The organism is Polynucleobacter sp. JS-Mosq-20-D10 (assembly GCF_018687755.1).
Classification (GTDB): Bacteria; Pseudomonadota; Gammaproteobacteria; order Burkholderiales; family Burkholderiaceae; genus Polynucleobacter.
On sequence record NZ_CP061305.1, the window covers coordinates 1674034 to 1686658 of the forward strand.

Below are 12625 nucleotides of genomic sequence, written 5' to 3' on the forward strand. Positions count from 1 at the left end.
GCTTGTGAACTTACTTAGCCAGCGCCGCTTTTACTAAACCTGACACTTTGCCCATATCGGCTTTACCAGCCAATTGACCTTTCAGAACACCAATCACTTTACCCATATCCTGTGGCCCAGCAGCACCAGTCGATGCCACTGCTGCTGCTACAGCTGACTCTACCTCAGCATCAGACAACTGTGCAGGCAAGTAATCTTGGAGAATGACCATTTCAGCAGCTTCGATTGCCACTAAGTCATCACGATTGGCTTTTTCAAATTGAGAGATCGAGTCTTTGCGCTGCTTAATCATCTTCTCAATGGTGGCGATGACACTGGCATCATCCATCACAATACGATCATCCACTTCACGCTGCTTGATGGCTGCTAATAAAAGACGAATAGTTCCAAGGCGTGCCACTGCTTTTGCACGCATCGCGTTTTTCATATCTTCAGTAATTTGATCTTTCAGACTCATGACATTTTCCCCGGTATTTAATATCTCATAAATTGCTGGCGATTCAAAAGCAAAAACCCGCTGCGTTTCACCGTCAGCGGGTTTCAAAGCCTCTCGGTGAGGAGAGCTTTTAAATTCGATTAGTAAAGCTTTTTAGGCAACATCTGGCTGCGAATACGCTTGTAATGGCGTTTAGCAGCAGCAGCCTTCTTACGCTTACGTTCAGCCGTTGGCTTCTCGTAGAACTCGCGGGCACGCAAGTCTGTCAAAAGGCCATTCTTTTCAATGGTGCGCTTGAAACGGCGCAATGCCACTTCAAAAGGTTCGTTCTCACGGAGGCGGACTGTAGTCATACTTGTTTAACTCGTATATGCTCGAAAAAATATCGATAAATTAACTGAAATGCGATTCTAGCACGACCAAGTAAAAAAATGATTGTTTTAGGCATAGAAACTTCTTGTGACGAGACCGGGGTAGCCATATACGACACTGCCCCTTGGGAAAACCACGCCCCAGCCCATCAGGGCATCTTGGGACAGGCACTGCACTCCCAAATTGCCATGCACCGAGACTACGGGGGTGTTGTCCCGGAATTGGCCTCTAGAGACCATATCAGGCGGGTTTTACCCCTTTTGGACGATACTTTGCATGAGGCTGGACTCAAATTAAAGGATATTGATGCGGTCGCCTACACCCAGGGGCCTGGATTGGCTGGCGCCCTGCTCGTGGGCAGTGCTTTTGCCAAATCCTTAGCCCAAGGCCTCAATTTACCCTCAATTGGGGTGCATCACCTCGAAGGGCACCTGCTTTCACCGCTTTTAGGGGTTTCTGTACCGGAGTTCCCTTTTATTGCCCTCTTAGTCTCGGGCGGGCATACCCAACTGATGCTGGTGAGTGGAGTTGGTAAGTACCAACTTCTAGGCGAAACCTTGGACGACGCTGCTGGCGAAGCCTTTGATAAGACAGCCAAATTACTGGGCTTGGACTACCCGGGCGGAGCTGCTATCTCCAAATTGGCAGAAAAAGGGCAATCCGGAAGATTTGATTTGCCCAAGCCAATGCTGCACTCAGGCGATTTGGACTTTTCTTTCTCCGGTCTCAAAACAGCGGTTCTGAACCAGGTGAAAAAATTTGATGCGCTGGGTATTACTGATTCGGATGAGATAGCCACTTTTCATGCGGATCTCGCACGCAGTTTTGTCGACTCCTTGGTCGCAGTACTCGTCAGCAAATCAGAGAAAGCACTCAAGCAAACTGGCTGTAAGCATGTAGTGCTGGCTGGTGGCGTGGGCGCCAATTTGCAATTGCGTGCAGCTCTGAATGCGAGCGCCAAGAAAAATCGGTTTGAAGTGCACTACCCACCAGTCGACCTCTGTACCGATAACGGCGTGATGATTGCATTTGCTGGGGCGCTGCGCATGTTGGTAGAAAATAATGGCTCAACTACTTCAGGCGCTTTTGATATCAAACCCCGCTGGGATTTGGCGAGCAATAATCTTACTTAGATTATTGCTGGGTTTATTACTTAGTCAGACTAATTTTGGCGTAAGCGCTGTGATTGTGAATCGACTCAAAGTTCTCAGCCTCAACCACTAAAGACAAAATACGCTGATCGCCTTTGAGTTGGCCTGCTACATCACGCACTAAGTCTTCCACAAACTTCGGATTGTCATAAGCACGCTCGGTAACCCACTTCTCATCAGGGCGCTTGAGTAAGCCCCACAACTCGCTGGAGGCCTGGCTTTCAGCGGCTGTGACTAAATCCTCTACCGTCATCTTGGTCTGTGAATCCAATTCCACTGACATGGTCACGTGTGAGCGTTGGTTGTGCGCGCCATACTCCGAAATCTCTTTAGAGCAAGGACACAGACTCATCACCGGAACTAGTGCGCGCAGGTTTAGCTCAACATCCATTGCACCGGACGAATTTTGCTTTGCCTTTGCGGTCCAAGTCACTTCGTAATCCATCAAGCTTTCAACACCGGATACAGGTGCGGCTTTTTTGACAAAGTGTGTATACGTAAATTGAATACGACCTTCATTGGCATTGAGCAGTGGCAACATCTCACGCACCATGGCAACTACCGATGCACTATCAATAGGTTCATTGTGTTGTTGCAAGAGTGCAATGAAGCGGGACATGTGTGTGCCCTTCACGTGCGCAGGCAAAGCCACATCCATTTCAAAATTACCAACCGCTGGCATCACACCCGTTTGAGTACGAATGCTCAATGGATGACGTAATCCCCGAATCCCCACCTGCTCAATTGGTAAAGCGCGCTCATCATGCGAGGACTGTATGTCTGGCATGGATTGCGGTTTGAGAAAGGCGGCGTTGATGTCGTTCATGATTCTATTTTCAGGCAAAAATGACTTATTTGCCTACAGCCACAGGATTTATAGCTGTTTTAGCTGGAAAACGTAGGGAAATAGCCTTTGTAATCCCTGCGACGTCCAAACCACACTGACCCATCAAGAGTTTGTAATCGCCATGCTCCACGAATACATCAGGAAGGCCTAATTGCAAAAGGGGTTTGTTAATCCCCATGGCAGAAAGCGCCTCTAAGCACGCACTGCCTGCACCGCCCTGAATCGCACCATCTTCAATCGTCACAAAATAATCATGGTCTTGCGCTAAGGATTTGAGAAGCTCAAGATCCAATGGTTTAACAAAACGCATATTGGCAACCGAGGCATCTATTTGTTCAGCCACTTCAAGTGCTGGATAAAGCAAAGTTCCGAAAGCCAAGATCGCTAAGCGCTGACCAGCAGGCGCGCTCGACTTACGACGCACTTCACCTTTACCCAATGGCACAGTACGTAATTCTGCTGAAGGAATAGTGCCAATACCAGCGCCACGCGGATAGCGTACTGCACTAGGGTGGGGTTGATGAAATGCGGTCGTCAATAAATCACGACACTCCGCTTCATCAGCCGGTGTCAAGACCAACATATTCGGAATGCAACGTAAGAATGGAATGTCATACGCGCCAGCATGGGTTGCACCATCTGCACCTACTAAGCCAGCACGATCCAAAGCAAACAAGACCGGCAGATCCTGAATCGCGACATCATGAATGAGTTGATCGTAGGCGCGTTGCAAGAAGGTGGAATAAATCGCTACCACTGGCTTCATGCCTTCACATGCCATACCAGCAGCAAAAGTCACTGCATGCTGCTCAGCAATACCGACATCGTAATAACGCTTAGGAAAATTCTTTTCAAACTCCACGAGACCAGAACCTTCACGCATTGCTGGTGTAATACCAACAAGTAATGGATCAGCATGCGCCATATCGCACAGCCATTCACCAAATACTTGAGTGAAGGTTTTTGGAGAAGGGGTAGCGGACTTCTTAACACCTTCCTCTGGATTGAACTTACTTGGGCCGTGATACAACACTGGGTCTGCTTCAGCCAACTCATAGCCCTGACCTTTGCGGGTGACTACATGCAAGAACTGGGGGCCGCGCCCCTCAAGCGCCAAGCGGCGAACATTTTGCAACATCGGAATGAGGGCGTCTAAATCATGGCCATCGATTGGACCAAAGTAGTTAAAACCAAACTCTTCAAAAATAGTAGACGGGGAAACCATGCCCTTAGCATGATCTTCTAAGCGTTTAGCAAACTCACGCAAAGGCGGTGCAATGGATAAAACGCTATCGATGCCCTTCTTCGTTGCAGAGTAAATATTGCCACTCAATAATCTAGCAAGGTGTCGATTGAGTGCGCCCACTGCTGGCGAGATCGACATATCGTTGTCATTCAGAATGACTACTAATGGTAGGTCCTCATACACGCCTGCATTGTTCATGGCTTCAAATGCCATGCCACCGGTCATAGCGCTATCGCCAATCACCGCAACGGCGACTTGCCTCTCACCTTTGGTTTGGAAAGCGCGAGCCATGCCCATCGCCGCAGAAATACTCGTTGAAGAGTGGCCGGTACCAAAGGCATCGTACTCACTTTCAGCGCGACGCGGAAAGCCTGATAAACCATCCAACTGGCGCAAGCTCATCATTCGCTCACGACGACCAGTCAAAATTTTGTGCGGATAACTTTGGTGACCCACATCCCACACAATCCGATCCTGCGGTGTATCAAATACATAGTGCAAGGCAATGGATAACTCGACCGTACCTAAGTTAGAAGAAAGATGTCCGCCCGTCTTAGATACTGAATCCAATACAAACTGACGCAACTCATCTGCAAGCGCAGGCAGCTGCTCGCGAGATAGTTTTTTTAGGTCTGCAGGTGAGTGAATGGAATTTAAGGTCATCAAATCTTTAGTAATCTTATTTACCTCTATTAACCACTAGTAGAGCCAAATCTTTCAGAGCCCCGGCTTTAGCGCCAAAACTCTCTAAGCTAGCAATCGCCGTTTCTTGTAAATCTGCTGCTGCTTTCTTGGCATAGTCTAAACCCATCAAGGTCACATAGGTTGGCTTGTCATTGGCCGCGTCTTTTCCTGCGGTTTTACCCAAAGTTTGACTATCTGCAGTGGCATCCAAAACATCATCCACAATTTGAAAGGCCAAGCCCAAAGCTTCAGAGTAGTTTTTGAGATGCTGCATTTGAGTGGGATTCAGCTTGGCAGCAATGCCGCCCATCTGCACCGAACAATAAAGTAGAGCACCTGTTTTCATCGCATGCATTTGCTTTAAGCCAGTAAGGTCTAATTTTTTTCCTACGCTCTCCAGATCAATCGCCTGACCACCAGCCATGCCGCGCGAACCTGATGCACTAGCCAATACACTGATCATCGCCAAACGCATATCAGCAGCGCACTGTGTATTTGCCAATACCTCAAACGCGCGAGTCTGTAATGCATCGCCTACCAATAAAGCAGTCGCCTCGTCATAAGCTTTGTGCACAGTAGGTCGTCCACGGCGCAAATCATCGTCATCCATGCAAGGTAAATCATCATGTACCAAGGAATACGCATGAATACATTCAATTGCAAAGGCAGCAGAATCTAAAGCCTGGTTTTTCTCTTCACTGAAATCATCGCCCAGTTCACCAGCGGCATAAACCAATAAAGGACGAATGCGCTTGCCGCCACCTTGAGCGGCATACCGCATGGCTTCATGCAAACGTGCGGGATTAGCATCCGCAGCATCGAGCAATCTATCGAGAGACAATTCAGTTCGCTGCCCGTGAGCACGAACCCAATCTTCAAATGAAAGTGCGTTGTTCATAAAGATCAAGTCTGAGAGCAGCTTACGCCTCGAATACCCGAACTTGCTGCTCAACTTGAGCAAGCATGGCCTGGCAATGTTTTAAGAGTGCTGCACCACGTTGATAAGCCAAAAGTGTCTCTTCCAAAGAGAATTTGCCTGATTCCATATCAGAAATCAGCTTTTCCAGTTCCTTGACAGCCTGCTCATAACGCAAATTAGGGTCGATTTGCAGCTCAAGACCGGGCTTCTGATCTTCAGATTTCTTCGCTGGCATTGGCTTATTTCCTTCAAATTTCTTAGAGATGTAGTCCCATATATTAAAGCGAGATGGGGGTCAGATGGGTATAATCGCTTCCTTCCTTTCCAATATCGATTCGTCGATGGTTGGATTGGTTATTCCGCTTAGCTTCGGCTGACGTTTTCGGGGGTGGGGAGAATGACTAATCTGGCTACCGCGCAGCAGCTTGCGCCGTCCAATTTACAACTGCCGGTTTCGGCCTATTTTGACGTTGATCTCTATCAGCGTGAAATGGAACTGCTTTTTAAGCAGGGCCCAGGCTATGTTGGTCACGAACTCATGGTTCCCGAGATTGGCTCCTTCCAAACTTTGACATCCGAGAATGAAGGCCGTTTATTGGTTCGAAACCAAGCAGGCGTTGAACTCCTCTCCAATGTCTGCCGTCATCGTCAAGCACTCATGCTCAATGGCAAAGGTAAGGCAGACAACATTGTTTGCCCCTTGCATCGCTGGACCTACGATTTAAACGGTCAACTGATGGGAGCACCCCATTTTGAAGATAAGCCTTGCCTTAATCTCGGTAAATCACCTTTGCAGAATTGGCAGGGACTCCTATTTGAAGGTCCGCGTGATGTGCGCACCGATCTGGCCAAACTCGGTGTTGCTGACGATCTCAACTTTGAAGGCTACGTCCTAGATCATGTTGAGGTCCATGAGTGCAATTACAACTGGAAGACTTTTATTGAGGTCTATCTTGAGGACTATCACGTAGTGCCCTTTCACCCAGGTTTAGGTAAGTTTGTTTCTTGCGAAGACTTGCGCTGGGAATTCGGTGACTGGCATAGTGTGCAGACGGTTGGCATTCACAAGAACTTAGAGAAGCCTGGGTCCCCCGTCTATCAAAAGTGGCATGAGGTAGTATTGCGCCACCATGAGGGTAAGACTCCACGCCATGGCGCCATCTGGCTTACCTACTACCCCAATGTGATGGTCGAGTGGTATCCAGGCGTTTTATGTGTTTCCACCTTACATCCGATGGGTCCCAATAAAACACGTAATGTGGTGGAGTTTTATTACCCTGAAGAAATCGCTCTTTTTGAGCGCGAATTCGTAGAAGCAGAACGTGCGGCCTACATGGAAACCTGCATTGAGGATGACGAAATTGCGGAGCGCATGGATGCTGGTCGTGCTGCCCTACTAGCCCGCGGTCAAAATGAAGTGGGCCCATACCAAAGCCCCATGGAAGACGGTATGCAACATTTTCATGAATGGTACCGTCGTGCCATGAACTATCAAGGCGCATAATTCAGTAACACCCATCACGCTATCTTTAGGAAGCCATCATGACGCCTCTCATTACTGCAAATCAATTAGAAGAAATTATTAACAGTGGTGAGAATGTATTGCTTTGTGATTGCCGCTTTGATCTAGTCGATCCACTAGCCGGTCGCAAATCTTATTTAGAAGGCCATATTCCTGGCGCACTGTATGTCGATCTGGATCAGGAGTTATCTGGTGAAAAGACCGGCAAGAATGGTCGTCACCCACTTCCTACCCCAGAAGCCTGGGCGCAAACCAAATCTCGTTTAGGTATTGACTCCAACACTTTAGTGATTGCCTACGACAATCAGGGCTCGATATATGCCAGTCGCCTCTGGTGGATGCTCAAAGCCACTGGCCATGCCAATGTACAAGTCTTAGATGGCGGCCTAGATGCTTGGAATGGCCCCATCGGGACGATGCCACGCGAAGCAAATCCAACAACAACGCCAGTGCCCACAATGCCTTTTATTGGCTTAGTGACAGTAGAAGAGGTTGCTCACAATCTCCAGACCAAAATGAATGTCATTCTTGATGCTCGTACAAATGATCGCTTCCATGGTCAAAATGAAACCTTAGATCCTATTGGCGGACATATCCCCAACGCAATTAATTACTGCTTCAGAGAAAATCTTTCCAGAAAGAGTTTTAAGGCCCCAGAACAACTCTTCAAAAACTTTGTAGATCTCTTGGGCTCAACCAAAGCTTCTGAAGTGATTCATCAGTGCGGCTCTGGAGTCACGGCCTGTCATAACCTACTAGCTATGGAAGTCGCTGGCCTCAAGGGCTCACGGATATACGCAGGTAGCTGGAGCGAATGGTGTGCCGACCCAAGCCGACCAGTAGCCCTTTAATGCAAGAGCGACAGCAGAATTACTAAGCCAACGCCACAAGCAATCAAAATCGTTTGACGTAAAGACTCAGCCCAATGTGGGCGTCGGTGCATTTGTGGAATCAGGTCGCTCACCGCAATATAAATAAAACTACTTGAGGCAATGACCAATAAATAAGGCATTGCCGCATGAGCCCTCTCCAAAAAGAAGTAAGCCAATACGCCACCTAGTACCGCAGCTAAGCCGCAAATCAAGTTGTACATCAAAGCACGGGTGCGGGTAAATCCAGCATTCAGTAATACGATGAAATCACCAATCTCTTGCGGAATCTCGTGAGCAATGATGGCAATCGCTGTAAAGATACCCACCTGGTAATCAGCCATAAAGGCAGCAGCAATCAACACACCATCAACAAAATTGTGTATGCCATCGCCGACCAGAATCATCCAACCACTGCGACCCGCGACTTCTGCATCATGACCATGGTGATGATCATGGCCATCCCCTTCGTGGTGATGGCTATGACGCAATAAAGAAATTTTCTCGAGCAAGAAAAAGCCTAAAAGCCCTGCAAGTAAGGTAGCAAACAGCAGCTGAGGGTTCACGCCCGGCATCGTGAATGCTTCGGGTAATGAATGTAGGAAGGCGGTGGCCAGCAAAATACCAACTGACACACTCACCATGCTATGAACCATCTTTGATAGCAAAGATAAAGAAAAGCTTGCGGCAACGAGAACGCTAGTGGTTCCGGCTAGCGCTGTTACCAACAAGATGCTTTGCAGTACTGTCATGGAAATTAGGCAACCCCGTTTTGTTTAAACCAGGCAATACATTTTTCCCAACCATCTTTTGCAGGACCTTCGCGATAGGTAGCGCGGTAGTCCGCATGGAAGGCATGCGGTGCATCAGGATAGATTTCAAAACGAGAGGCTTTGGCCGCTGGATTTTTGGGGGCCGCTTTTGCAAGCGCTTCACGCATTTGCTCAACACTCTCTAGGGAGATGCCAGTATCAGCGCCGCCGTACAAGCCAAGCACTGGCGCCTTGAGATCAGCAGCAATATCCACTGGGTGGCGCGGGTTGCCTTCCGTTTTCTCACCAATGACACGACCATACCAAGCTACACCAGCCTGAACCTGGGGCAGTGTGGCCGATAGCCAAGTAATGCGACCACCCCAGCAAAATCCAGTAACGCCAACTTTTTTCAAGTTGCCACCGTTCTTGCCGGCCCATACTAAGGCTGCTTGTAAGTCGTTGAGAACTTGGGTGTCCCCAGTTGGGGCAACGATATTTTTTTGAATCTCGGCAATAGTGCCGTAAGTGTTTGGATCGCCAGCGCGCGTAAAGAATTCTGGAGCAATCGCCAGGTAACCTAATTTAGCAAAACGTCTCGTAACGTCTGCAATGTATTCGTGCACACCAAAGATTTCGCTGGCAACAATCACAATCGGCAAATTACCTTGGGCTTTTTCTGGACGTGAAACATAAGCGGGCATCTGAAAACTACCCACTGGAATCATTTGCTCACCCGCTTTAATGCCATTGAAATCCGTTTCGATCGCTGCGGCCATGACTGGCTCAGAAGCGGCTACAAAACCAATTCCCATAGTTGTTGCTGTAATAGCGGAGGCCTTCATAAAACCTCTTCTATCGCTGGACGCCATTATTGAACCCTGATCTTTTTTAGTTGTCATCTCTTAGTCTCCTGATTTAGTGCGCTTCTTCCCAATTATCGCCAATCCCAATACCCACTACCAGCGGAACCTTCAGCTCAGCTACCTTACACATTAAATCAGGTAGCTTGGCTTGCAACAGCTCCAGCTCATCCAGTGGTACGTCAAATACCAGCTCATCGTGGACCTGGAGCAGCATGCGAGTCTTGAGCTGCTCTTTTTCCAACCAGTTTTCGACTGCAATCATGGCCAATTTGATTAGATCAGCTGCCGTTCCCTGCATTGGCGCATTAATTGCGGCCCGCTCTGCTCCTTGGCGGCGAGGACCGCTCCCCTTAATTTCTGGGAGCCATAAGCGCCTGCCAAAGACCGTTTCAACATAACCATTCTCTCTAGCCTCCAAGCGAGTGCGCTCCATATACTGAGCGACACCCGGATAACGATCAAAGTACTTGGCAATGTAGTTTTGGGCCGCTGAGCGCTCAATACCGAGATTACCGGCTAGGCCAAAGGCACTCATGCCATAGATTAAGCCAAAGTTAATTACCTTGGCATAACGACGCTGCTCAGATGCAACACTTTCTAACGGCACCCCAAAGATCTCAGCAGCGGTAGCCTGGTGCACGTCTTTACCAGCAGCGAATGCAGCTAATAAGTTTTCATCCTCGGCAATGTGCGCCATGATGCGTAATTCAATTTGCGAATAGTCAGCGGAAAGCAACTTACAGCCCTGGGCCGGAATGAACGCCTCCCGAATTCGACGACCCTCTTCCGTGCGCACAGGAATATTTTGCAAGTTCGGATCACTTGAAGCCAAACGCCCCGTCACCGCAGTCGCTTGAGAAAAACTCGTATGTACTCGTCCTGTTTTAGGGTCTGCCATACGCGGGAGCTTCTCGATGTAGGTCGACATCAATTTAGCGAGACTGCGGTAATCCAAGATACGCGCAGGTAAGGGATAGTCTTCTGCCAACTTCTGCAACACTTCCTCATCAGTCGATGGCGCACCGGATGGCGTCTTCTTAATTACGGGGAGCTCTAACTGCCCAAATAAAATCTCTGCGATCTGCTTAGGAGACTGAATATTAAATGGTTGTCCAGCCAACTGATGAATCTCCCCCTCTAAAGCCAGCAGACGTTTGCCAACTTCTTGACCTTGCTGAGAAAGCAAGGCAGAGTCAATCCGAATTCCATTACGTTCCATAATGCCCAAGACCCGCATTGCTGGCATCTCGATATTTTCATAAATGTATCGAAGACCAGGACTACCCTGAATTTGTGGCCATAACACGTGATGCAACCGTAAGGTAATGTCAGCATCTTCTGCCGCGTAGTCGGTGGCGATCTTCAGATCCACTTGATCAAAGCCAATCTGATGGACCCCTTTACCGCAAACCTCTTCATACTTAATGGTCTTCATACCAAGATGTCGCTCAGCCAGGTTATCCATGTTGTGCGGCATATGGGATTCGAGCACATAAGATTCCAGCATGGTGTCAAAAGTAATTCCTTGCAGAGCAATGCCATAGTTGGCAAAGATGTGGCTGTCGTACTTGAGGTTTTGCCCCACCTTTAAGTTAGTAGTGCTCTCTAACCAGGGCTTCATGCGCGCCAAAACTAGTTCCCGGCTGAGCTGAGCTTCTCCATTGCGATGCGCTACCGGTATGTAACAAGCCTCTCCAGGAGTGATGCACAGCGAGATACCGACAAGCTCTGCAGCCAGCGCATCCAAGCTAGTGGTCTCAGTATCAACCGCAGTAAGATCAGCGCCTTCAACTTTTTTAATCCAACGATCTAGCGCTACTTCATCAACTACACACTCATAGTGTTTTGCAATCGCACCTTGCAGATCCGTTGTTTCTTGCGATAAGGCAGTTGTCGCTTCTGTAGCAGTGGGACCAAATCTGTTGGTAGCAGCCTTTATATTTTTCTCTGAGTTATTTTTAATGAGACTACCGGCCAAATCAAATTCGCTATTGGCTTCAGGAGCCGTCCCACCTAATTGCTTCTCGACGTCACGCAACCAAGTCTTAAATGCGTAGCGCTCAAACAACTCGCGCAAGAGCGGTGCATCTTCTGGTTTCGCATGCAGGTCATCTAAGCCTGGGAGATGTGGCGATAAATCGCAATCGGTTTTAACGGTAATGAGCTGACGTGCCTGTGGCAGCCACTCCAAACTATTTCGTAAGTTCTCGCCTACAACTCCCTTCACTTGATCAGCATTTGCCATCAAGTTATCCAAGTCACCAAACTCAGCCAACCATTTGTTTGCCGTTTTAGGACCGGCCTTAGGAACGCCCGGCACGTTATCAACCGCATCGCCAATGATGGAAAGGTAATCTACGATGCGCTCTGGAGGTACGCCGAATTTTTCAATAACGCCATTGATATCCAACTGCTCATTGGTCATCGTATTAATTAGGGTGACAGAAGCGTTCACTAACTGGGCCAAATCTTTGTCGCCAGTAGAAATAATCGTTTCCCAGCCAGCTTGGGTTGCTTGGCTAGCCAAGGTAGCAATTACATCATCAGCCTCAACCCCAGAAACCATCAATACCGGCCAGCCCAAAGCCTTCACCATGGCATGGATCGGCTCAATCTGCTTCACCAAATCTTCAGGCATGGGGGAGCGGTGCGCCTTGTACTCTGGATACATTTCATCCCGGAAAGTCTTGCCTTTAGCGTCGAAAACGCAAGCAATGTGGTCAGCCTTGAGTTCTGAGCGAGCTCGGCGCATCATATTCACCATCCCATAAATAGCCCCCGTTGGGTCGCCTACCCCATTTCTGAGGTCTGGCATGGCATGAAAGGCGCGATAAAGGTAGCTAGAGCCGTCTACCAACAAGAGTCTATGTTTAGTCATACCGCAATCGTACAATCTAGTTGCTAACTGCCTACAGATCAGTTTCAAATCCTCCTGAAAAGAGGCCTAAAAAGGTGAAAAAT

Annotated in this window: 12 protein-coding genes; 3 read left to right on the top strand and 9 right to left on the bottom strand. The window is 48.4% G+C overall.

The annotated features are described in order from the left end of the window. Positions 1-10: 10 nt before the first annotated feature. The gene (locus FD967_RS08650; RefSeq protein ID WP_215325625.1) at positions 11-457 is read right to left on the bottom strand and encodes a GatB/YqeY domain-containing protein; all 447 of its coding nucleotides are present in this window, start codon (positions 455-457) and stop codon (positions 11-13) included. 119 nt (positions 458-576) lie between these two features. Then, positions 577-789: a 30S ribosomal protein S21 gene (gene rpsU, locus FD967_RS08655; RefSeq protein ID WP_011903537.1), complete on the bottom strand. Its 213-nt coding sequence runs from the start codon at positions 787-789 to the stop codon at positions 577-579. A 78-nt stretch (positions 790-867) separates the two neighbouring features. On the opposite strand from rpsU, the gene tsaD reads away from it, so the two are divergent. Further along, on the top strand, positions 868-1941 hold the full coding sequence (tsaD, locus tag FD967_RS08660) for a tRNA (adenosine(37)-N6)-threonylcarbamoyltransferase complex transferase subunit TsaD (protein WP_215325626.1): 1074 nt from the start codon (positions 868-870) through the stop codon (positions 1939-1941). A gap of 16 nt (positions 1942-1957) precedes the next feature. On the opposite strand, the gene folE2 is transcribed toward tsaD, so the two are convergent. The 4 genes from folE2 to xseB are packed head-to-tail and all read right to left on the bottom strand — an operon-like array spanning position 1958 to position 5890. Next, positions 1958-2785: a GTP cyclohydrolase FolE2 gene (gene folE2, locus FD967_RS08665; protein ID WP_215325627.1), complete on the bottom strand. Its 828-nt coding sequence runs from the start codon at positions 2783-2785 to the stop codon at positions 1958-1960. Positions 2786-2810: 25 nt separating this feature from the next. Then, the gene (dxs, locus tag FD967_RS08670; protein WP_215325628.1) at positions 2811-4715 is read right to left on the bottom strand and encodes a 1-deoxy-D-xylulose-5-phosphate synthase; all 1905 of its coding nucleotides are present in this window, start codon (positions 4713-4715) and stop codon (positions 2811-2813) included. Positions 4716-4731: 16 nt separating this feature from the next. Next, positions 4732-5634 (bottom strand): polyprenyl synthetase family protein, encoded by a 903-nt coding sequence (locus FD967_RS08675; RefSeq protein WP_215325629.1) that lies wholly within the window; start codon positions 5632-5634, stop codon positions 4732-4734. A gap of 22 nt (positions 5635-5656) precedes the next feature. Continuing rightward, complete coding sequence (gene xseB, locus FD967_RS08680; protein WP_046330712.1) at positions 5657-5890, bottom strand: exodeoxyribonuclease VII small subunit; 234 nt, start codon at positions 5888-5890, stop codon at positions 5657-5659. A 162-nt stretch (positions 5891-6052) separates the two neighbouring features. Between xseB and FD967_RS08685 the strand changes: the two genes are divergently transcribed. Further along, entirely contained in the window at positions 6053-7159 is a 1107-nt protein-coding gene (locus tag FD967_RS08685; protein ID WP_215325630.1) for an aromatic ring-hydroxylating dioxygenase subunit alpha, read from the top strand. Positions 7160-7197: 38 nt separating this feature from the next. Next, positions 7198-8028 (top strand): sulfurtransferase, encoded by an 831-nt coding sequence (locus FD967_RS08690; protein ID WP_215325631.1) that lies wholly within the window; start codon positions 7198-7200, stop codon positions 8026-8028. Here the strand turns inward: FD967_RS08690 and FD967_RS08695 are convergent. Genes FD967_RS08695 through polA form a run of 3 tightly spaced genes read right to left on the bottom strand, consistent with a single transcriptional unit; the run spans position 8025 to position 12542 of the window. Beyond that, complete coding sequence (locus FD967_RS08695; RefSeq protein WP_215325633.1) at positions 8025-8798, bottom strand: ZIP family metal transporter; 774 nt, start codon at positions 8796-8798, stop codon at positions 8025-8027. The two genes, FD967_RS08690 and FD967_RS08695, sit on opposite strands and share 4 nt — an antisense overlap. A 5-nt stretch (positions 8799-8803) precedes the next feature. After that, the gene (locus FD967_RS08700; RefSeq protein WP_215325634.1) at positions 8804-9700 is read right to left on the bottom strand and encodes a dienelactone hydrolase family protein; all 897 of its coding nucleotides are present in this window, start codon (positions 9698-9700) and stop codon (positions 8804-8806) included. Between the two features lie 16 nt (positions 9701-9716). Next, complete coding sequence (gene polA, locus FD967_RS08705; RefSeq protein ID WP_215325636.1) at positions 9717-12542, bottom strand: DNA polymerase I; 2826 nt, start codon at positions 12540-12542, stop codon at positions 9717-9719. Positions 12543-12625: the final 83 nt, after the last annotated feature.

What these genes read in the sequence shown, in the direction of transcription:
- rpsU (WP_011903537.1), bottom strand. Translation starts at nt 789, where the DNA reads ATGACTACAGTCCGCCTCCGTGAGAACGAACCTTTTGAAGTGGCATTG.
- FD967_RS08685 (WP_215325630.1), top strand. Translation starts at nt 6,053, where the DNA reads ATGACTAATCTGGCTACCGCGCAGCAGCTTGCGCCGTCCAATTTACAA.
- FD967_RS08695 (WP_215325633.1), bottom strand. Translation starts at nt 8,798, where the DNA reads ATGACAGTACTGCAAAGCATCTTGTTGGTAACAGCGCTAGCCGGAACC.
- xseB (WP_046330712.1), bottom strand. Translation starts at nt 5,890, where the DNA reads ATGCCAGCGAAGAAATCTGAAGATCAGAAGCCCGGTCTTGAGCTGCAA.
- FD967_RS08690 (WP_215325631.1), top strand. Translation starts at nt 7,198, where the DNA reads ATGACGCCTCTCATTACTGCAAATCAATTAGAAGAAATTATTAACAGT.
- tsaD (WP_215325626.1), top strand. Translation starts at nt 868, where the DNA reads ATGATTGTTTTAGGCATAGAAACTTCTTGTGACGAGACCGGGGTAGCC.
- dxs (WP_215325628.1), bottom strand. Translation starts at nt 4,715, where the DNA reads ATGACCTTAAATTCCATTCACTCACCTGCAGACCTAAAAAAACTATCT.
- folE2 (WP_215325627.1), bottom strand. Translation starts at nt 2,785, where the DNA reads ATGAACGACATCAACGCCGCCTTTCTCAAACCGCAATCCATGCCAGAC.
- FD967_RS08700 (WP_215325634.1), bottom strand. Translation starts at nt 9,700, where the DNA reads ATGACAACTAAAAAAGATCAGGGTTCAATAATGGCGTCCAGCGATAGA.
- FD967_RS08650 (WP_215325625.1), bottom strand. Translation starts at nt 457, where the DNA reads ATGAGTCTGAAAGATCAAATTACTGAAGATATGAAAAACGCGATGCGT.
- polA (WP_215325636.1), bottom strand. Translation starts at nt 12,542, where the DNA reads ATGACTAAACATAGACTCTTGTTGGTAGACGGCTCTAGCTACCTTTAT.
- FD967_RS08675 (WP_215325629.1), bottom strand. Translation starts at nt 5,634, where the DNA reads ATGAACAACGCACTTTCATTTGAAGATTGGGTTCGTGCTCACGGGCAG.